The 18,705-nt window shown below is 72.4% G+C and carries 16 protein-coding genes; 8 read left to right on the forward strand and 8 right to left on the reverse strand.

The annotated features are described in order from the left end of the window. Nucleotides 1-79: 79 nt before the first annotated feature. Together AB0M11_RS38330 and AB0M11_RS38335 are read right to left on the reverse strand one after the other, a co-directional pair. Nucleotides 80-892: an alpha/beta fold hydrolase gene (locus AB0M11_RS38330; RefSeq protein WP_365713037.1), complete on the reverse strand. Its 813-nt coding sequence runs from the start codon at nucleotides 890-892 to the stop codon at nucleotides 80-82. Nucleotides 893-1,741: 849 nt separating this feature from the next. Then, nucleotides 1,742-2,101, reverse strand: coding sequence for a helix-turn-helix domain-containing protein (locus tag AB0M11_RS38335; protein WP_365713065.1), 360 nt, complete (start codon nucleotides 2,099-2,101; stop codon nucleotides 1,742-1,744). 81 nt (nucleotides 2,102-2,182) lie between these two features. Here AB0M11_RS38335 and AB0M11_RS38340 point away from each other — a divergent pair, with 81 nt between their 5' ends. The 3 genes from AB0M11_RS38340 (at nucleotide 2,183) to AB0M11_RS38350 (ending at nucleotide 6,275) form a co-directional block, all read left to right on the forward strand. Further along, complete coding sequence (locus AB0M11_RS38340) at nucleotides 2,183-2,890, forward strand: SDR family oxidoreductase (protein WP_365713039.1); 708 nt, start codon at nucleotides 2,183-2,185, stop codon at nucleotides 2,888-2,890. 255 nt (nucleotides 2,891-3,145) lie between these two features. Beyond that, the gene (locus AB0M11_RS38345) at nucleotides 3,146-4,501 is read left to right on the forward strand and encodes an MFS transporter (protein WP_365713041.1); all 1,356 of its coding nucleotides are present in this window, start codon (nucleotides 3,146-3,148) and stop codon (nucleotides 4,499-4,501) included. A 646-nt stretch (nucleotides 4,502-5,147) separates the two neighbouring features. After that, entirely contained in the window at nucleotides 5,148-6,275 is a 1,128-nt protein-coding gene (locus AB0M11_RS38350; RefSeq protein ID WP_365713043.1) for an LLM class flavin-dependent oxidoreductase, read from the forward strand. Between the two features lie 405 nt (nucleotides 6,276-6,680). On the opposite strand, the gene AB0M11_RS38355 is transcribed toward AB0M11_RS38350, so the two are convergent. Continuing rightward, nucleotides 6,681-7,655 (reverse strand): helix-turn-helix domain-containing protein, encoded by a 975-nt coding sequence (locus AB0M11_RS38355; protein ID WP_365713045.1) that lies wholly within the window; start codon nucleotides 7,653-7,655, stop codon nucleotides 6,681-6,683. Between the two features lie 143 nt (nucleotides 7,656-7,798). Between AB0M11_RS38355 and AB0M11_RS38360 the strand changes: the two genes are divergently transcribed. The 3 genes from AB0M11_RS38360 (at nucleotide 7,799) to AB0M11_RS38370 (ending at nucleotide 9,696) form a co-directional block, all read left to right on the forward strand. Beyond that, nucleotides 7,799-8,764, forward strand: coding sequence for an NADP-dependent oxidoreductase (locus AB0M11_RS38360; RefSeq protein ID WP_365713067.1), 966 nt, complete (start codon nucleotides 7,799-7,801; stop codon nucleotides 8,762-8,764). A gap of 30 nt (nucleotides 8,765-8,794) precedes the next feature. Next, on the forward strand, nucleotides 8,795-9,115 hold the full coding sequence (locus tag AB0M11_RS38365; RefSeq protein ID WP_365713047.1) for an NIPSNAP family protein: 321 nt from the start codon (nucleotides 8,795-8,797) through the stop codon (nucleotides 9,113-9,115). A gap of 104 nt (nucleotides 9,116-9,219) precedes the next feature. Beyond that, nucleotides 9,220-9,696 (forward strand): heme-binding protein, encoded by a 477-nt coding sequence (locus tag AB0M11_RS38370; RefSeq protein WP_365713049.1) that lies wholly within the window; start codon nucleotides 9,220-9,222, stop codon nucleotides 9,694-9,696. 308 nt (nucleotides 9,697-10,004) lie between these two features. Here the strand turns inward: AB0M11_RS38370 and AB0M11_RS38375 are convergent, their stop codons facing one another. The 5 genes from AB0M11_RS38375 to AB0M11_RS38395 all read right to left on the reverse strand — a co-directional run bounded on the left by AB0M11_RS38375 (nucleotide 10,005) and on the right by AB0M11_RS38395 (nucleotide 15,838). Then, nucleotides 10,005-10,883: a phytanoyl-CoA dioxygenase family protein gene (locus AB0M11_RS38375; RefSeq protein ID WP_365713051.1), complete on the reverse strand. Its 879-nt coding sequence runs from the start codon at nucleotides 10,881-10,883 to the stop codon at nucleotides 10,005-10,007. A gap of 312 nt (nucleotides 10,884-11,195) precedes the next feature. Further along, complete coding sequence (locus AB0M11_RS38380) at nucleotides 11,196-11,954, reverse strand: iron-containing redox enzyme family protein (protein WP_365713053.1); 759 nt, start codon at nucleotides 11,952-11,954, stop codon at nucleotides 11,196-11,198. Between the two features lie 114 nt (nucleotides 11,955-12,068). After that, a complete protein-coding gene (locus AB0M11_RS38385) occupies nucleotides 12,069-13,385 on the reverse strand; it encodes an ATP-grasp domain-containing protein (RefSeq protein WP_365713055.1) in 1,317 nt (438 codons plus the stop codon). A gap of 40 nt (nucleotides 13,386-13,425) precedes the next feature. After that, entirely contained in the window at nucleotides 13,426-14,538 is a 1,113-nt protein-coding gene (locus tag AB0M11_RS38390) for a DUF1611 domain-containing protein (RefSeq protein WP_365713057.1), read from the reverse strand. Between the two features lie 58 nt (nucleotides 14,539-14,596). Next, nucleotides 14,597-15,838 carry an ATP-grasp domain-containing protein gene (locus tag AB0M11_RS38395; RefSeq protein WP_365713059.1) on the reverse strand — a complete coding sequence of 414 codons (1,242 nt, stop codon included), beginning with the start codon at nucleotides 15,836-15,838 and terminating at the stop codon, nucleotides 14,597-14,599. Between the two features lie 569 nt (nucleotides 15,839-16,407). On the opposite strand from AB0M11_RS38395, the gene AB0M11_RS38400 reads away from it, so the two are divergent. Together AB0M11_RS38400 and aroA are read left to right on the forward strand one after the other, a co-directional pair. Further along, nucleotides 16,408-16,911 (forward strand): flavin reductase family protein, encoded by a 504-nt coding sequence (locus AB0M11_RS38400; RefSeq protein ID WP_365713061.1) that lies wholly within the window; start codon nucleotides 16,408-16,410, stop codon nucleotides 16,909-16,911. 354 nt (nucleotides 16,912-17,265) lie between these two features. Next, nucleotides 17,266-18,615: a 3-phosphoshikimate 1-carboxyvinyltransferase gene (gene aroA / locus AB0M11_RS38405; RefSeq protein WP_365713063.1), complete on the forward strand. Its 1,350-nt coding sequence runs from the start codon at nucleotides 17,266-17,268 to the stop codon at nucleotides 18,613-18,615. Nucleotides 18,616-18,705 lie beyond the last annotated feature (90 nt).

Here is an 18,705-nt window from a genome sequence, read left to right on the forward strand (position 1 = left end):
CCGCCTCGCCCCCCGGCCGCCTCGCTCACCGGCCGGCGCGCTCACCGCCGGCCGGTGAGCGAGGCGGGCCGGGGGGCGTTCACTGCTGTCGCGGTGCGGTGAGGAATGCGCGGACCAGGCCGCCGGCCTCTTCCCGGCATTCCTCGAAGTAGGCGTGGCGGGCGCCGGGGAAGAGGTGGGTGCGGGCGCCGGGGATGCGGGAGGCGAGCAGGGGGAGGTTGTCCGGCGGGGTCAGCCGGTCCTCGCCGCCGTGCAGGACGAGGGTGGGGGCGGTGATGCGCGGCAGGTGGTCCCAGGCGTCGTGCTCGTTGCTGGCGAGGAGGTGGGCGCGGCGGGCGTGGGCGGGCATCCGCGGGTCGCCGAGTGTGCGGTAGGGGCCGGGGTGGGCGGCCTGCCAGGCGGGCGTGTACATCAGGTCGGTCAGGGCCCGGCGCACGGCCCGGGGGTCGGGCTGCGCCAGCGACCGCCGTACGGATGCGTCGCGTTCCACCGCGTGGGGGCCGCCGGGGGAGGTGCAGCCCAGGACGAGCCGGCGCACCCGCCCGGGGTGGCGGATCGCCAGTGACTGCGCGATGCGGCCGCCCATCGAGGTCCCGTACACGTCGGCGTGCGTGATGCCGAGCGCGTCCAGGACCGCGACGACGTCGTCCGCGAACTGCCCGGTGGAGTACGGCCCTTGCGGCTTGCCGCTGTCGCCCGTGCCGCGCATGTCCAGGGTGAGGGTGGAGCGCACGGTGTGGAAGTCCTCGCGCACGCCGTCCCACCAGTGGTGGTCGTTGGCCTGTCCGGCGAGCAGCACCAGCGGCGGTCCCTGCCCGCGGTGCTGGTAGGCCAGGACGGTGCCGTCCTGGGCGCGGGCGAAGGCCGGGGCCGGCCTCTCGTGTGCGGTCATCGGGGTCCTAGGGGGAGGGACGGGCACGCGGGATGTAGGGATGTGCGGGCGGTGCGGGATGTCATGATGCCTTCTGGCGGCAACCGGGCCGAACACGGCAGGTCCGCGGAAAGGCTCCGGCCGGCCGGGCCCGCCCGCCGCGCGGCCGCCGTCCGCCGGCGCGACCGGCGCCCCGGCGGGCAGCCCCGCCGCACCGCCCGGCAGTTCGGGGGCCCTGCCGCACCTGCCCCGGGCCCTCTTGCGGCCGCTGCCGGCAGGCGGGCCCGCCCGCCCCCACCCCCCGGGGGGGCCGTTTTTCCGGACAGGACGGCGGCATCGTCCTTGCGCGCCCTGTGCACCGTGGTCACCGGGGCAGAGGGCGTCGTCCCGGGACAGGGCGGCCACCACGCCTGTGCCTGCCCGGCAACCCGGCCCCGACGCAGCCTTGTTCCCCGGCCGGAGCCACAGGGTCCCCCTGCCGGCCCCGGCCTGCCTGCCGCAGCCTGCAGGCCCCGGCCACGGGCCCGGCCACGGCCCCGGGCCGCGATGCCCTTGTCCCCGCGGGACGCGGCCGCCGTGTCCTTGGCCGGCCGGGCGGGGGGTTCGTTCCGGTGTCCGCGGTCCGGTGCGGTGCATCCGTGTCCCGGCGGCGCTGGAGGTGAAGCGGGCGACCGGCCGGACGAGATGGTGAGCAGCGGGCGCCGGGTCTCTGCCCGTCATGAACCCGCCGCTCTCCCAGCGTTCCCCCGCCCCCGGCCTCCCCAGGCCCCGGCCTCCCCGGGCCCCGGCCCCGGCCGAACTCCGGTTCCGGCCCGGCCCCGCCCCGGCCCCGGCTCCGGTCCTGGCGGTGGCGGGGTGCCGGTGCGGGGGTCAGGGGACCGGCTGGCGGTTGCGGGCCGCCTCGATGTCGGGGACGTGCTGTTCGGCCCAGATGCGTACGGCGCGCAGGGGGATGAGCAGGGAGTGGCCCAGGGGTGTGAGGGCGTACTCGACGCGGGGCGGGTTCTCGTCGTGGTCGTGGCGGCTGATCAGGCCGTCGGCCTCCAGTGAGCGCAGGGTCTCGGTCAGCGCCTTGGGGGTGATGCCCCGGATGTGGGTTTTGAGTTCGGTGAAGCGGCGGGGGCCGTCGGCGAGGGCGTTGACGACGAACACGGTCCAGCGGGCACCGATGCGGTGCAGCACCGTGCGGCTCGGGCAGGTCGCTGCCATCACGTTGTACGCCTTGCCCATGGCCCGCTCCAGTTTCGTTGTAGATACCGGTATCAAAACCATACCGTGGGTGTGCGGACGAACGGAAGTGAGGGCCGACACATGGAACGGATCCTGGTCATCGGGGGCGCGCGGGCGCTGGGCGCGGCTGTGGCGAGGCGTGCGGCGAAGGACGGGTACGAGGTGGTCGTCGGGGCTCGTGACCGGGCGGCGGCCGAGGTGCTGGCCGGCGAGATCGGCGCCACGGCCCTGCGCGTCGACCTGCAGGAGGAGGCGACGCTCGCGGACGCGGCGCGGGTTCTCAAGGACGGGGTCGACCACATCGTGACGACCGGTTCGGCCCCGCACGACGTGCGGGCCACCGAACTGGACCGTGACAGGCTGCTGGCCGCGTTCACCGCGAAGGTGGTCGGCCCGATGCTGGTGGCCAAGCACTTCGCGCCCGTCCTGCGGCCGGCCGCGTCGATGGTGCTGTTCTCCGGGGTGGTGGGCTGGCGCCCCGGGCCCGGATCGCTCGTCAAGGGCGTCACCAACGGTGCGGTGGAGTTCGCCGTGCGCCATCTGGCGGCGGATCTGGCACCGGTGCGGGTCAACGCCGTCTCGCCGGGAGTGGTGGACTCGGGCGCCTGGGACCGTCTGGGCGAGGGGAAGAAGGCCGCCCTGCTGGACAAGAGCGCGCAGACGGCCCTGGTGGGACGCCACGGCGAGAGCGAGGACGTCGTCGAGGCGGTGATGTGGCTGCTGCGCGCCGGCTTCGTCTCCGGCGAGACGATCCACGTCGAGGGCGGCGCCCGCCACCGCTCCGCCTGACCCCCGCAAGGGCGGCGCCCCCGCCCGGCCGCCGCGGGCCCGGCCGCCCCCCTTGCCCGTGCCCGGTCACGGCGTTGCGGAACCGGCGTCACGGGACGGCGTTGCGGAACCGGCGTTACGGGACGGCGCCCGCCCCCGGGGGGGGAGGGGAGGGGAGGGGGCCGCCGACAGGCACGCAGCAGGAACGGAGCGTTCCCGGCAGGAGAGCCCCCGGGCGCACGTCGTCACCCCAGAGTCATACCAAGGGAGAGTCCGTTGGACACCAGGATGCAGCGCCGGCCCGGCCAGACACAGGCGCCGGCCGGGAAGGACACCGCGGACACCGCGGACACCGCGGACACCGTGGACGCCGTGGACGCCGTGGACGCCGCGGACGGTGCGGGAGGGTTGGTCTGCTGGCTGGCGGGCCGCGGTCTCGTGCCGGAGACGCGTGCCAAACGGGCGTTCGCCGCCGCGACGTTCGTCAACCAGATCGGCAAGGGCCTGTTCATCTCCGGGGCCGCGTTGTTCTTCACCCGCTCGGTGGGCCTGCCCATCGCCCAGGTCGGGTTCGCGCTGGGGGCCGCTGCCCTGATCGGGCTCGCGGCCGGTGTTCCCGTGGGCCGTCTGGCCGACCGGCGCGGCCCGCGTGAGGTCTTCCGGCTCGCGGTCGTCGTGCAGGCCCTGGCCGTGGCGGGGCTGGTGTTCGTGCGTTCGATTCCCTCGCTGATCGTGTTCCTGTGCGCGGCCGAGCTGGCGGTGTCGGCCGGCACCGCGGCCCGCGGCCCGCTGACCCGGGCCCTGGGCGCCCCCAGCCCCACTCGCTACCGCTCCTACCTGCGGGCCCTGAACAACATCGCGCTGGGCTGCGGGGCCCTGGCGGCCGGTGTCGTCGTCCAGCTGGACACCAGGACCGCCTATGTGGGTCTCATCCTGGCCACCGCTGTGCTGTTCCTGCTGTCCGCGGCCGTCGCCTCCCGTGTTCCGTCCGTGCCGCCCGTCCCGGCCCCGGACCAGGGCGGCCGCTGGCCGGCGCTGAAGGACAGGCCCTACGTCGTGCTCACCGTCCTGGACGGCATCATGTCCATCCAGACCCAGGTGCTGATCTTCGCGCTGCCGCTGTGGATCATCGGGCACACCCAGGCGCCGCGGTGGTTCGTCGGCGCGAGCGTGGCGGTCAACACCGCCCTGGTGGTCTGCCTGCAGGTGCGGGTCAGCCGCGGCGTCGACGACAACGCGGCGGCCGGCCGGACGGCGCGCCGCGCGGGCGCGGCGTTCCTCCTGGCCACCGCTCTCATCGCGCTCGCGGCCGGCGCGCCGGGGTGGGTCGCCATGGTCGTCGTCGTGCTCGGCGTCATCGTCCACACCGCCGGTGAACTGTGGCACACCGCCGCCTCGTTCGAGCTGTCCTTCGGTCTGGCCCCGGAGCACGCCCAGGGCCAGTACTCGGGTCTGTTCGCCATCGGCCAGGGTCTGTCCAACGCGGTCGGCCCGCCGCTGCTCGGCCTGGTCTGCATCGGCTGGGGCGCGCCGGGCTGGCTGGCCATGGGGGCGGTCTTCCTCGCCGTCGGCCAGGCGGTACCGCTCGTGGTGAACTGGTCCGACCGCCTGCGCGCGCAGCAGCCGGCCTGAGTTCCCTCCCGTTCTCCCCGGCGTGCACCGTGCCCTTTCAGGCCGCGCCGGGCAACTCCCGGCATGGGTGCGGGGGACGCGCGCAGGCCGCAGGAGGGCCGCGCACTCCCGGCCCCGGCGCACGACTCCCGGCGCCTCCGGTACCGGCCGGCCCCCTCCAAAGGGAAACCTCCCGCACCGGCGGGGCGCCTGCACTGCGCCCACCGTGACAGGCAGCCCCCCGCCCCCGACCCCACCGCCCCCGACCCACCCGGCCCACCCGGCCCCACCGACCCCTGACCCCACCCGCCCCAAGCCTGAAGCCCCCAAGCCCTGAAGTCCCGAAGTCCTGAAGTCCTCAAGTCCTGAAGCCCCCAAGCCCCCAAGCCCCCAAGCCCTCAAGTCCCTGAAGCCCTCAAGTCCCTGAAGCCCTCAAGTCCTGGTGTCCTGGGGCTGTGTTCGGTGCCGTGCCGCGTGCCCGCACGGTGGGGGCCGGGACCTAGGTCCTATTCTGGCCGGGCCGGTGGGGTGCGAGGCTGTGGACAGCGCGAACGACATGTTCGGGAAGCACCCGGGTGTTCGCCGGGACCGGTTGTGTTCACCGGCCGGCTGATTTTCGCGTACTGCGGCCCGGGCGCCGGATTTTGAGCGATCGGAAGGTGAAATCTTGGACGCCAGCCGCTTGCCAGGCCTGCCGCAGCCGGATGACAACGAGCTGAGGGTGCACTGGAACTCGCCGCTCAGCGGGCAGCAGAAAGCGTCGGGAAAATACACGGTCGGCGAGCTCGACTTCGACGGGATCGTCGAATTCGCGCAGGAGGCGGACCAGTTGGGTGTGGATTCGCTGCTCATGGGGATCGGTGCTCACATGCCCGACCCGCTCCCGATGCTCGGGGCCCTGGTCCGTGCGACCCGGCGCGTGAAGTTCCTCCTCGCCTACCGGCCCGGGCTGCTTTCGCCGACGCTGTTCGCCCAGGTGGTCAACACGGTCTCGTGGATGTCGAACGGGCGGATATCCCTCAACCTGGTCGCCGGTGCCTCCCCGGTCGAGCAGGCGTATTACGGTGACTTCCTCGCCCACGACGAGCGCTACGCACGCTCGAACGAGTTCCTGGACATTCTCCACGGGCTGTGGAGCGGCCAGGCCCCGCTGTCCTACGAGGGCGAGCACTACCGGATCAAGGACGCGGAGATCGGCCTGGGATACAAGGGCGGGGGCCGTCCGGAGATCTACATCAGCGGGGCGTCTAAAGTGGCGCAGCAGACGGCCGTGGACCACGGTGACTGCTGGCTGCGCTACGGCGACACTCCCGAGGGGATGGCCGCGGCGGCCAGGCCCGTCCTGGCGCGGGGCGGCCGTGTGGGGACGCGCATGCACGTGCTGGCGAGAGAGACCCGCGCACAGGCGCTGGCGGATCTCGCGCAGATGATGGGCGAGCCCGACGAGGAACACCGCAAGCGGATCGCGGCGGCCGTGGCCTCCTCGGACTCGGTGGCGGTGAAGACGTCCTTCGAACTGGCCGGGGCCGCCCCGTCCGACTGGCTTTCCCCCATGCTGTACTCCGGTGCCGTGGCCTACCGCGGCGGTCCGGCCCTGTGCGTGGTGGGCAGCTACGAGGAAGTCGCCGCGTATCTCTACGAGTACAAGGCGGCCGGGATCAGCGAGTTCATCTTCTCCGGCTGGCCGACCCGCAACGAGATGCGCATCTTCTACACCCGTGTGCTGCCGCTGCTGCGCCGGCTCGAACGCACCGGGCAGCAGGCGGGCGAGCTGTCCGCCGCCGTGACCGCGTAGCCGAGGGTGCGGGGTGCCACCCGCGAAGGCCCCGCACCCCGCGGCCGGTTTCCCCGCACCGCACCGCACGGTGCGCAGCCGGCGGTGCCGCTCAGGGCGCTGCCGCCGGCAGACGGGCCGGCGCTTCCCGGGGGCCGTCACGGCGGGGGCGGCGTCCTCGCGGTGCGCCGACGGCGGCGGGCGCCGCGTATGTCCCGCAGGTCTCGCAGGTCCTGCCGGTCTCGCCGGTCCCGCAGGTCCTGCCGGTCCTGCCGGTCCTGCCGGTCCTGCCGGTCCCGGCGGTCGCAGGCGGCGTCGGCCCGGTGGACCGTCCCCGGCTCGCGGCCGGCCCGGGACGCCTTCCCGCTCCCGCGCCTGTGTGATGTCGTCGCAGGGCGTGTGCCACCGCGGACGACGCAGCGGTGCTCACCCGGCAGGCTCCGGTGCGTTGTGGGCGCGGCGGTAGGCCAGTGGTGACAGGCCCAGGTGCGTGTGGAAGTGCTTGCGCAGGGCGACGGGGTCGCCGAAGCCGGCGGCGGTGGCGATCCGTGCAACGGTCAGGTCGGTGGATTCCAGCAGCAGGCGCGCGTGCGCCAGCCGTCGTTGTGCCAGCCACTTCAGCGGGCTGCTGCCCACCTCGCTGCGGAAGCGCCGGGTGAAGGTGCGCACGCTCATGTGCGCGTGCCGGGCCATGTCCTCCAAGGTGACCGGCTCGGCCAGCCGGTCCAGCGCCCACTGGCGGGTCGCCGAGGTGGAGCGGTCGGTGTCCTGCGGTACCGGGTGCTCGATGAACTGCGCCTGGCCGCCCTCGCGCCATGGCGCCACCACGCAGCGCCGCGCGGCGGCCGAGGCCACCGCCGCTCCGTGGTCCAGACGGACCAGGTGCAGGCACAGGTCGATGCCGGCGGCTCCGCCGGCGGACGTCAGGATGCGTCCGTTGTCGACGAACAGCACGTCCGGATCGACCTCGACGCGGGGGAACAGCCGCGCCAGTTCGTCGCACAGCGTCCAGTGTGTGGTGGCCCGGCCGCCGTCCAGCAGACCGGCCGCCGCGAGCAGGAAGGCCGAGGTGCACAGGCTGACGATGCGGGTCCGCGGCCCGATCCGGTCCAGCGCCGCGGCGAGTTCCCCGGGAAGCGTGCCGGTCGCGAGCAGGTCCTCGCCGGGCTCCTGAGTGGCCAGGACGACGGTGTCCGCGCTCTCCAGCACCGACTCGTCGTGGTCGACGACGATCCGGTAGTCCTCGTGCGTGCGCACCGGCCGGCCGCCGAGGGAGAAGGTGACGACGGAGTACAGCGGAGTCCCGTCCGGCGTACGGGCCTCGTTGAACACCCGGGCCGGGATGCCCAGATCCAGCGGAAGGACTCCGTCGAGGGCGAGAACGGCGACACGATGCGGCATGGCCGGAATGGTACGACAGGTGGCCCTCCGGCCACTCACCCGTCTCGGTGAGCGCCCGCCACTCTTCCTTGCAGCGGGGACGCGGTCCCCGCTGAAGCAAGAGCAGGACAGGCAAGAGCAGGACAGGCATGAGCGAGGACGTCATGAGCGAGAACACCATGCGGGCGGTCACCATCAGCGAGTTCGGCGGAGCGCAGGTGCTGACCGTCCAGGAGGCCGCGCGCCCCGAGCCGCTGCCGACCGAGGTGCTGGTGCGGGTGCACGCCGCCGGGATCAACCCGGTGGACTGGAAGACCCGCGAGGGCCAGGGAATGGCCGGGCTGCAGACGCTCCCGCTGATCCTCGGCTGGGACGTCTCCGGCGTCGTGGAGAAGGTCGGCTTCGGCGTGACCACTCTGCAGGCCGGCGACGAGGTGTACGGCATGCCGTGGTTCCCGCGCGCCGCCGGCGGCTACGCCGAGTACGTGAGCGCACCGGCCCGCCAGTGGGCCCGCAAGCCGGCCACCCTCGACCACGCGCACGCGGCCGCCGTGCCGCTGGCGGCGCTGACCGCCTGGCAGACCGTGGTCGACACCGCCCACGTCCAGGCCGGCCGGCGCGTCCTGATCACGGCCGCCGCCGGCGGAGTGGGCCACTTCGCGGTCCAGTTCGCCCGGCACCTGGGCGCCCACGTGATCGCCACCGCCAGCGCCGCCCGCCACCCCTGGCTCAAGGAACTCGGCGCCGACGAGACCATCGACTACACCACCACGCGCTTCGAGGACGTCGTCAGGGACGTCGACGTCGTCATCGACCTGGTGGGCGACGCCCACGACCACACGAGCACCCGCTCGCTGAAGGTCCTGCGCCCGGGCGGCCTGCTGGTCGCCGTGCCGGCCGGTGTCTCCCCGGACCTGGCCCGGGCCGCCGAGGCGGCCGGCGTGCGCGTCACCGCGTACCTGGTCGAGCCGGACGCTCCCGCGCTGGCCACGATCGCAGGCCTGATCGACGCCGGTGAGGTCGCCGTCGAGGTGGAGGAGACCTTCCCGCTGGAGCAGGTCGGCACGGCCCACGCCCACGTCCAGGCCGGCCGCACCCGCGGCAAGGTCGTCCTCACCGTGACCGACTGACCCTCCCTGCCTGCAGTCAGGAGCAGCACCGTGTACTACGAGATCCGCCGCTACCGGGCGCAGCCCGGGCGCCGCGAGGAGTGGGTGCGCTCCATGGAGGACGTGGTCATCCCGTTCCAGGCCTCGCTGGGCATGGAGGTGACCGCCTCCTTCGTCGACGCCGAGGACGAGGACGGCTACGTGTGGATCCGCCGGTTCGAGGACGAGGCCCACAGCGAGGCCCTGTACGCGGCCGTGTACGGGCACGACCGCTGGAAGAACGAGATCGGTCCGGTCGTCCACGGCCTGCTGATCCCCGAGAACTCCGTCATCACCCGCGTGGTCCCCACCCCGGCCTCACCCCTGCGATGACCCGGCCCACGGCCGCTTCATCCACCACACCAGACCACAGCACAGCAACAGCAACAGCAACAGCAACAGCAACAGCAACAGCAACAGGGAACACAGGAACGATCGTGAGCACCGAGACACTCCAGAAGTCGGCCCCCGCCTCGTCCGTCACCCAGGCCGCCGCCGGCGCACTCGTCGCGGCGGTGCACGCCGCCGCTGCCCGGGCCGGCTTCACGGCGTCCGTCGCCGTCACCGACCAGGGCGGGCATCTGAAGGCATTCGACCGCGCCGACGACGCGCCCTTTCTCACCGCCGAGGTCGCCCTCGACAAGGCCTGGACCGCGGCCTCCTTCCGCATCCCCACCCACACGTGGAACGACTTGCTCGCCGACCCGCAGATCGCGCCGCTGGGCGGCCACTTTCGTGTGATGGCCGTCGGCGGCGGCTACCCGATCATCGACAACGGCCAGTGCGTCGGGGGGCTGGGGATATCCGGTGGCACCTACGACCAGGACCGGCAGGCAGCCGAGGAGGCCCTCGCCGCCCTCGGGTTCGAGCTGCCCGGTCTCCCACCCGGCCACGGAGGGCCGGCCCGCGGCTGACGGGCGCCGGCCGAGCCGCCGGCCGGTCGGCGGTCCGCTGGGGCGGCCGCCCGCGCACCGCGCACGAGACTCCCCGCACGGGTGACGGCCGGACCACGAGGAGCCAGGAGCAGCTCCGGCCGTCTCCGGGAACCGCCGTCAGGTGCGGTGCAGGCGCAGCTGGGCCGTGCCGCCGGCGTGGTGCGGGGACCCATGGGGTGCGCGGCTGCCGTGTGCGGCGGGGATCCGGTATTGCTCGCCGGCGCCCGCGCCGGCTTAGGTGCGGGCGGGTGCGGGCGGCTGTCCTGTGCGGGGTGGCCGCGGGGCTGTCAGGTCGTCTTGGCGAGCGTGGCGTATCCGGTGGCCGCCGCGGTCGTGGCGCCGGCGGCGCCTTCCTGGAGCTGGAAGAGCGAGCCGAAGGGGCGCTCGGCGAGCGGGAGCCGCCATGCGCCGGCTTCGACGCGTGCGGTGTCCGACACGCTGCCGCGCAGCAGTTTGACCCCGGCCTCGTTGTGGCCGGCGTGCGCGCCGAAGTGGACCGGGTAGGCGTCGGCGGCCCGGTAGGCGGGCAGGAAGGCGCGGCGGTAGCGGTCGGAGCGGTTGGGGGAGGAGTAGTGCAGGAGCAGGCAGTGGATGAAGACCACGCTGCCGGCGGGTGCCTCGATGGGGACGGCGAGGGCGGGGTCGGGGGCGTCGGCGCCGGTGACCTTGCCGCGGAAGTAGCCGTCGACGTAGTGGTCGGCCAGGCCGTGGTGGTGGGAGCCGGGGACGGTCTGCAGGGCGGAGTTCTCGGTGGTGGTGTCGTCGAGGTAGACCAGGGCGGTGACCAGGTCGGTGTTGGTGTGGGGGTAGTAGGCGAAGTCCTGGTGCCAGTCCACGACGCTGCCCACGTGCGGGGCCTTGAGGTGGAGCTTGCTGTAGTGGAAGAGGACGTCGGGGCCGATGAGTGCCTCGATGTGGTCGAGGAGCCGGGGGTGGGCGGCGGCCCGCTCGAACGCGGCGTGCTGCTTGGTGGGGGACCAGATCCGGCGGGCCATGCCCGTGTCGCCCGGCTCCGTCTCGGCGACGGAGCCGATGTCGGGGACGTCCAGGATCTGGGTGATGGCGGCGTTCAGCTCGGCCACTTCGCTGGGGTCGAAGAGACGCTCGGCGACCGCGAAGCCGTTCTCGCGGTACTCCTTGACGAACGTGTCGGTGGGCGTGGACATGCGCGGGGTTCCTTTCTGACGGGGCGGCGGGGGGAGCGGGGGAGCGGGCCGTGCCCGGCCCGCCGGGCGGCGGCTGCCCGCCGGACCCCGCCGGGGTGCAGCGGCGCCGCCGGCCGGCGCCCCGCGTGCCGGCCCGGCGGCCGGTGCGGACCCGGGACACCCCGGTCACACGGCGCTGAGCGGGCGTGCGGCGGGAGCGGGGCGGACCGGGGACACGCCGGTCACACGGCGCTCAACGCCTGCTGCGGGTGCCGGGTGTGCGTGCCCACGCGGTTCCGCGGGTGTGCGGCGGGCGCGTGCGGCGGGCGTGGGTCACACGGTGCTCACGGTGCTCTGTGCGTGCCGGGCGACGGTGTCCTCGTAGATCTCCCGGAAGAACATCGCGAGGATCTCCTGGACGTCGTCGATGTAGCTGAAGACCTTCTGGAAGTCTTCCTCGCTGAAGATCAGCTGGTGGAGGATGTCCCACATCTCCTGGGAGTGGTCCTCGGTGGTGTCGACGTGGAGGTGGGCGGCCTGCCCCTTGACGCTCTCCTTGCCGAGCTGCTCCTGGAGGTTCTCCACGATGGCCGGCTGGAGCTTGACCTGCGTGTACTCCACCAGGTAGTTGGAGACGACCGGGGCGAGGGCCGACTCGTGCTCCAGGGTGTAGTAGAAGAAGCCCTCGAACAGGCGGGTGGACAGGTAGGGCTCGGTGGCGAGGATCTCTTCCTCGGTGACGCCGGCGGCCGCGGCGTCACCGATGTACAGCCGGTCGTGGAGCATCTCGTCGGCCTGGTACTGCGCGTAGTCGCGGGCGGCCCTGGGCGAGACCTGGGCGATCTTGTAGATGGCCTTGGACTGGCTGACCCTGGACAGGCGGATCCGCCACACGTGCTCGATGAGGGTACGGCGGTAGTACGCCTGGTGCAGGGAGGGTTCGCTCAGGTGGGACGCGAAGGGGACGGTGGCCTTCCACTCGGCCATCTTCTTGTCCAGGTAACGGTCGAGCTCGGCCTTCTTCAGGCGGCTCTGCTCGGCGTCGTAGAACGGCTTGGGGTGGGTGATCCCGGTGTGGTGCACGCGGTTCATCACGTTCTCCTTCTCGGCAGGAAAAGAGCAGGGGTGCAAAAGGGGGGGGTGCGGGCGCAGGCGGGGTGTCCGCGAGGACGCCGCGGTCTGCGGTCTGCGGTCCGCGGTCCGCGGTCAGCGGTAGCGGACGTGGAAGTGCTCGTCGGCGTGCCGTTGGAGGAAGGCGGTCTCGGCCTCAAGGTCGTCGGCCGACACGTCCCACAGGGCGTCCATCAGGCAGATCGCCCGGTCGGAGGCCTCGAGCTGGGTTCCTTCGCTCACGTGGACGCGCAGGATCCTGGGCGGCCGGGTGGGCGGGTCGAAGCCGATCGCGTCGACAGTGCGCCCCTTGTCGCCGTACTTGCTGAGGAACACGGTCGCCGGGGTGGGCGTGCCGGTGCGCAGTGCCTGGAGCTGGGAGGCGCTGTCGAGCCGCTCGTGGAAGGCGTCCTGCCGGCCCTCGGGCAGCAGCATCGCCTCGGTCCACAGGTCGAAGAAGGACAGCCCGGTGACGGTGCGGACGCTGGGGTCGATGAGACTGCCGCCCATGCGGGGGTTGATCTCGATGATCTCCCAGCGTTTCTTCGCCTCCCAGTACTTGGCCTCGATGTGGAAGGCGCCGGTGCTCAGTCCGTGCTCCTGCAGGGACTGCAGGCAGCGGGTGACGAAGCCGGCTCCTTCGAGGAGAAGGTCACGGCCCAGGCTGACGGGCGGGCTGACCGACATCCCTTCCAGGGTGGTGCGTTCGAGGCGTTCCACGCGGGCCTTCTCGTGGACGCACAGGTGGTGGACGTCTGCGTCGAGGACGAACGTCTCGAAGCTGAACTCCGGGCCCTCGACGTACTCCTCGGCGAGGAAGTCGTAGCGGTCCATGAAGATCGCCTTCATGGCGCGGTCGGCGCGCATCTGCTCCTGGATCGCGGGCAGTTCGGCCAGGTCCTCGAGGTCGTCCAGGATGAAGGCCGCGAAGGACGCGGCGCCGCGCACCGGTTTGACGAACCAGCGGGAGGCGGGGTCGAGTCGGGGGGGCGTCCCGGGGGTGAGCCGGTGCACGCGGACCTCGCTGAGCTGCTCGGCGAACAGGTGCCGGCGCAGTGCGTACTTGTCCAGGCACAGGCGCAGGGCGGGCTCGGCGCAGTCGCGTGCGCCGAGCTGCCGGTTGGTCTCGGCCATCAGCAGCCGGTAGCCCTCGAAGCTGGCGAGGGCGGCCTTCACGCGCCAGCCGCGGTCGGCGAGTTCACCGACGGCCTTCTCGATGTCCCCCATGTGCAGGTCGTCTTCCTCGGTGACCACGCCGTCGGCCAGGTGGCGGCGGCTGGCCTGCCAGACCTCCGGCGTCTTGGGCCGGGAGCTGACGGCGACCAGGGACACCCCGAGCCGGGCGGCGGCCGCGGCGGCCTCCTCGGTGTAGGACTTGCCCTGGTGCATGAGGAGCAGGACCGCTTCGTTCATCTGTGCATCTCCTCGCGTGTTCCGCGTCCGGCCCCGTGCCTCAGCTGAGGCGGGCCGGCTGCTGGTGGGCGGTCTCGAGCTGGCGGGCGCTGTCCAGCTGGTGGGCGCGCAGGATGTCCACGAGCCGGGCGGCGCTGCCCTCCCGGATCGGGTCGACGACGGGCAGCCCGGTGTCGGCCTGCAGCTTCTCGGCCTCGCGCCGGTAGTCCTCGTCGCTGAAGCCGACGCTGTTGACGCTGATGGCGGCGACCTTCGCCGGCCGCAGGACCCCGCTGAGCTCCTCGTTCATGCGGATGATCTCGGCGATCGGGGGGATGGGCGTCTCCCAGACCTTGGTGCGCTCGGCGCCCAGGCGGTGGCAGAAGACCAGCGCGTGCGGCAGGGCACTGTGCAGGATGGTCAACGCCACGCCGCTGCCCTGGATGTGGTTGAGGCCGGCCTGCCCCTCGACGACGACCCACTCGTTGCCCGCGGCCGCCTCGATGACGACCTGCTCCACGGCGCCGCCCATGAAGTCGCCGGGCACCGCGTCGACCGCGACGCCGTGACCGGAGATCAGAATGCCGCTCTGGCCGGTGGCGGCGAACCCGGTGCGGATGCCGCGCCGGTTGGCCTCGTTCCAGATCTCCAGGCCGGTGGTCTTCTTGCCGATGTTGCAGTCGCTGCCGCACGTGTGGACGATCCAGGCATCCACATCCAGCACGCGCGCCTTGTTCAGCGGCGTCTTCGGGGCGTCCTTGGTCTCCCAGACGGTGATGCCCTTGTCCCGGACGGCACGGGCGATGTCGGCGTCGTCCGCGAGCCGGTAGTGGATGGAGTTGATGATGTGCAGGCCGCTGGCGACGGCCGCCAGCAGGTGCGGCTTCCAGCCGGAGGGCAGTTCCGCGGAGTGCAGCCCCTTGCCGACGATCATCACCTCGGGCTGCAGGTGCAGCGCCTGCTCGACGCGGCTGACGATCGGGATCGCACCGCCGTAGCCGAGGACGTCCTGCACGGTCTGCCCGGCCTTGCGGCTGTCGATCACGGCGACACAGCGGTCCCCGCGGTAGCGCAGCAGCGAAGCGCCGATCTTGCTCGTGAAGAGCCCGAAGCACCCCTCGGCGAACAGCACGAACTTCTTGTCGATCAGCTCCGCATGGGTCAACTGAGCCATGTCTTCCTCCACCAACTCATCGGTTCGGTCTGCGGATGGCACACGACGGGCGGCGCTCTCAGGCGGCGGGCTCCGTCGTCAGGCGGTACTGCGCCCGCGCCTGGCGCACGGCCGCCTCGATCTGCTCCTGGGTGCCGCCCCGGAAGAGGAAACGGCCGCCCTGGACCGTGGCGTAGGAGCCGGGACGCGACAGGAGGACCTCACCCGCCCCGGGCACCAGCTCCCGGTACACGTAGGGAACCTCGCCCAGCAGCGGGGTCGCGCCGGTGACCTTCTGGGGCAGCGGCCGGGGGCCGGGCACGATCAGCCAGCCGCCGCTGAGCTCCGCATCGAAGACGGGCAGCTGAACCGGGTGCCCGAGCAGCACGTCGGCCCACAGCCTGAACAGGTTCACCCCGTGCACGTCGTGGATGACGTAGGACACGTCGGCGCCCGGCACCCGGGCTCCGACCTCCAGGAACACCAGCTCCTGCCCGGTGTCGAACAGCTCCAGGTGGAAGGCGGAGCTGCGCAGCCCGAGCGCGCTCAGGCAGCGCACGGCGAAGTCCTCGCACGCCTCGCGGACCGCGGGATCGGTCTGGAAGACCGAGCCGAGCGGTTCGCCCGCGACCTCGAAGTCCAGGCAGGTGGCGACGTAGCGCGAGGTGCACAGGAACAGCGGTTTGCCCGCGGCGTCCAGGACACCGTCGACGTGCAGGATCTCCCCCTGCACGAACTCCTCGATCTCGAAGCCGTCCAGGTCCCGTCCGGCGCACCAGGCCCGCAGCGCGCCGGCCGAGGCGATCTTGTGCACGCCCTGGCTGGCCGCCCCCCGCACCGGCTTGACGATCACCGGGTAGCCGAACTCCCCGGCCACCGCCAGGACCTGCTCCTCGCTGCGGCACGCCGCCCACCGCGGCACCCGCAGGCCGGCGCGCGACAGCGTCTCCTTCATGACGGTCTTGTCACGGAACCGGGCGATCTGGGCGGGGCCCGCACCGGGGATGCCGTAGCGCTCGCGCAGGATCGCCGCGAGGTCGAGGAGGAACTCGGAGAACCCGATGACGTGGTCGAACGGGCCTTCCTCGGCCACCACCGCGTCCACGAGGCGCAGGACGCCGTCCAGGTCGCCGAAGTCCTCAACCACATGGACCCGTTCGGCGCCGGCCGGCACCGAACTGAGGCCGCCCTCGTCACAGACATAGGTGACGCGGTCGGTCTCCGGACGGAAAATGATCTCGGGAGCGGCGAGCCGGTTCTCCCAGCGCCGCTCGTCCTCGTACAGAGGCCAGCGGTTCAGGTACAGGATGGCGCCGGACATGGCTGACGTCCTCACGGTGGGCACGACGGATGGACAGCCCCGGCCGGACGGCCGGTCGACTGGCGGCGTGTGGCGGCCTTTTGGCGGGAAACCGGAAGAAACAAACCGGAAGGTGAATCCCGGCCGGCCCCCCGGCACGTCGAACGCGCAGACCCAAGCCTCGCACGGCAGCGGCCCGCCCAGAATAGGACCTAAGTCCCGGCCCGCCTTCCCCCGCAGCCCGTCGGCTCTCCCCGCCGTAGGCGACAGCGGTATTCTCCATTCTCCGCGCACGAAACCGGCGTTGCCGCACCTTTCCATGGGAAGATCGGCCTATTGCCCGCCCGCCGCACGGGACACAGAATTCTGACCGTGCCCCCACCGCCCTTCACGGGCTGCCGTGCGCTCCGGGAAACCGCACCGGAAAACCCCTTTTCCCGCGGCCCGGCACGACCATCGTCCGGCGGCGGGACGGCACGTGCGCGACCCGCCCGCGGATGCCGGAGAAAAACCCGCGCCCGGCGGGGGAGACGGCCCTGCAGCCGGGCCTGAGAAAACCGGACCGAATCTCGCGGGACAGGTGGTGGGCCATGACGGAGGCGACGCAGACGGTACGGCGGGCGGCCTCGGAGGACTTCCGGGCGGCGATGGCCCGGTTCCCGGCCGGGGTCGTGGTGGTGACGACCCTGGGCGGCGACGGCGTGCCCCGCGGCTTCACGGCCAGTTCGTTCTGTTCGGTGTCCGCGGACCCGCCGCTGATCCTGGTGTGCCTGGCCGACTCGGCCGACTCCTCCACGGCGTTCGCCGCCTGCGACCGCTTCGCGGTGAGCGTGCTCGGCCCCGAACACCAGGTGCTGGCACGGCGGTTCGCGACCAAGGGCGCCGACAAGTTCGCCTGCGGCGGCCTGTCCCGCACGCCCGGCGGACTGCCGGCCGTGGCGGGCGCGCTCGTCGAACTGGACTGCCAGACACACGCCCGCCACCCGGCCGGCGACCACACCATCCTCATCGGCAAGGTGGCGGGCACCCGCCTGGGCGAGGACACCCTCACCCCCATGGTCTATTACGACCGGTCCTTCCGCCTCCTGGCCTGAACACCAAATCCGCGGCCCCCGGCAGAGAAAACCCGGCACAAAAAGCCCGGCACAAAAGTCCGGCACAAAAGTCCGGCGCAAAAGTCCGGCAGAAAAAAGGGGGCCCGGACCGCCTCGCACCGCACCTTTCACGGGCAGACGGGGCCTGTTGCCCGCCTGCCGCACGCGACACACACTTCCCCGGAACAGTCCACGCACCGCCGCCCGGCCGCCCGGCACCCAAAACCGGCGGGCACAGGGGCCACACACATCACGCTCCGCACAGATCGCCTCGGCCCCGACGGCCGGGCGACACCGTATCCACAGGTATGCACAGCCACACACGGCGAATGACGGGAAACGGGAGACACGACGATGCTGCTGAAGGTCGCTCCGATCGATTCTTTCTCTGGAACGTTCCGCATCCCCTCCTCGAAACCGGAGACCCAGCGGGCCATCCTGACCGCCACCCTGGCCGAGGGAACCTCCCGCATATTCAACGATCTGCGCTGCGAGGAGACGCAGACCATGAAGAACGCCTGCCGCGCCCTCGGCGCCACGATCACCGAGCACGACGGACACCTGGAGATCACGGGCATCGGCGGGACCTTCCCCCGCATCGGACGCGTCATCCAGTCCCGCGGCTCGGGCCTGGTCTTCCGCATCGTGACGGCCCTGGCCTCCGTCCAGCCCTCACCGGTCGTCGTCACCGGCGACGCCACCTTGCGCAACCGCGTGATGGAACCCCTGCTGCAGGCACTGCGCGAACTCGGCGCGGACATCGAGTCCATCGTCAGCGAGAACAAGGCCCCGGTCGTCAACTGGGGACGCGGCCTGAAGGGAGGCACCTGCCACCTGCCCGGCGACATCAGCTCGCAGTTCATCACCGCCGTCCTGTTCGCCGCACCGCTGGCCGAGGGCCCGGTCGAGATCGAGGTGAGCGGCGAGGTCTACTCCAAGTCCTACATCCGCCAGACCCTGGCCAGCCTGACCGACGCCGGCATCAAGGTCTCCGCCTCCGAGGACCTGCGCCACTACCAGGTGGAACCCTCCGCCTACCAGGCCCAGGACATCACCATCCACGAGGACTACACCTCCGCCTCCTACCTGCTGGCCGCCGCCGCGCTCTTCCCCGGCCGCACCGTCCTCAGCAACGCCTACGGCGACAGCATGCAGGGCGAGTTCGCGATCGTCCCCATCCTCCAGCAGCTCGGCGTGAGCGTCACCTTCGACCACGACGCCGCGCTGATGACCATCGACAACCCGCCCGGCAGCCTGCGCGGCCACTTCGAGGTCGACGTACGCGACTGCCCCAACATCGTGCCCACCCTCGCCGCCCTCGGCGCCTACGTACAGGGCAGCCTGCGGGTGACCGGAGGACGCCTGACCCGCTTCCACAAGGCCTCCCGCATCGAGGCCATGGCCGCCGAACTCACCCGCGCCGGCGTGGACATCGACGTCCTGTACGACGACGGCGTCTGCGACGGCTTCGAGGTCCGCGGCGCACACACCTACCCCGGCGGGGTGACCCTGTCCAGCTGGGGCGACCACCGCATCTTCATGTCGCTGTTCCTGGCCGGCCTGCGGATGCAGTCCGCCAACCGGTTCTCGGGCTTCGAGGACGTCAAGCTGTCCTTCCCCACCTTCCTGGAGGACTTCGCCACGGCAGGCGTACGGACCACGGCCGTCGAGGAGGAGACCGCCCCCGCCCAGCCCGTCGGCTGACCACCGCCCCCCCCCGCACACCGGCCCCCGGCCGTCGCGCACGTCCCCCTGGCCCAGGTGCCGGCGCGCGGGCAGCACCCCGCCCGCGCG

This window comes from Streptomyces sp. NPDC051987, assembly GCF_040680735.1.
In the GTDB taxonomy this organism is placed as follows: Bacteria; Actinomycetota; Actinomycetes; order Streptomycetales; family Streptomycetaceae; genus Streptomyces.

Excerpts from the sequence above, each read along its gene's own strand:
- AB0M11_RS38330 (WP_365713037.1), bottom strand. The coding sequence starts at position 892 with ATGACCGCACACGAGAGGCCGGCCCCGGCCTTCGCCCGCGCCCAGGAC.
- AB0M11_RS38335 (WP_365713065.1), bottom strand. The coding sequence starts at position 2,101 with ATGGGCAAGGCGTACAACGTGATGGCAGCGACCTGCCCGAGCCGCACG.
- AB0M11_RS38340 (WP_365713039.1), top strand. The coding sequence starts at position 2,183 with ATGGAACGGATCCTGGTCATCGGGGGCGCGCGGGCGCTGGGCGCGGCT.
- AB0M11_RS38355 (WP_365713045.1), bottom strand. The coding sequence starts at position 7,655 with ATGCCGCATCGTGTCGCCGTTCTCGCCCTCGACGGAGTCCTTCCGCTG.
- AB0M11_RS38360 (WP_365713067.1), top strand. The coding sequence starts at position 7,799 with ATGAGCGAGAACACCATGCGGGCGGTCACCATCAGCGAGTTCGGCGGA.
- AB0M11_RS38375 (WP_365713051.1), bottom strand. The coding sequence starts at position 10,883 with ATGTCCACGCCCACCGACACGTTCGTCAAGGAGTACCGCGAGAACGGC.
- AB0M11_RS38380 (WP_365713053.1), bottom strand. The coding sequence starts at position 11,954 with ATGAACCGCGTGCACCACACCGGGATCACCCACCCCAAGCCGTTCTAC.
- AB0M11_RS38385 (WP_365713055.1), bottom strand. The coding sequence starts at position 13,385 with ATGAACGAAGCGGTCCTGCTCCTCATGCACCAGGGCAAGTCCTACACC.
- AB0M11_RS38390 (WP_365713057.1), bottom strand. The coding sequence starts at position 14,538 with ATGGCTCAGTTGACCCATGCGGAGCTGATCGACAAGAAGTTCGTGCTG.
- AB0M11_RS38395 (WP_365713059.1), bottom strand. The coding sequence starts at position 15,838 with ATGTCCGGCGCCATCCTGTACCTGAACCGCTGGCCTCTGTACGAGGAC.
- AB0M11_RS38400 (WP_365713061.1), top strand. The coding sequence starts at position 16,408 with ATGACGGAGGCGACGCAGACGGTACGGCGGGCGGCCTCGGAGGACTTC.
- aroA (WP_365713063.1), top strand. The coding sequence starts at position 17,266 with ATGCTGCTGAAGGTCGCTCCGATCGATTCTTTCTCTGGAACGTTCCGC.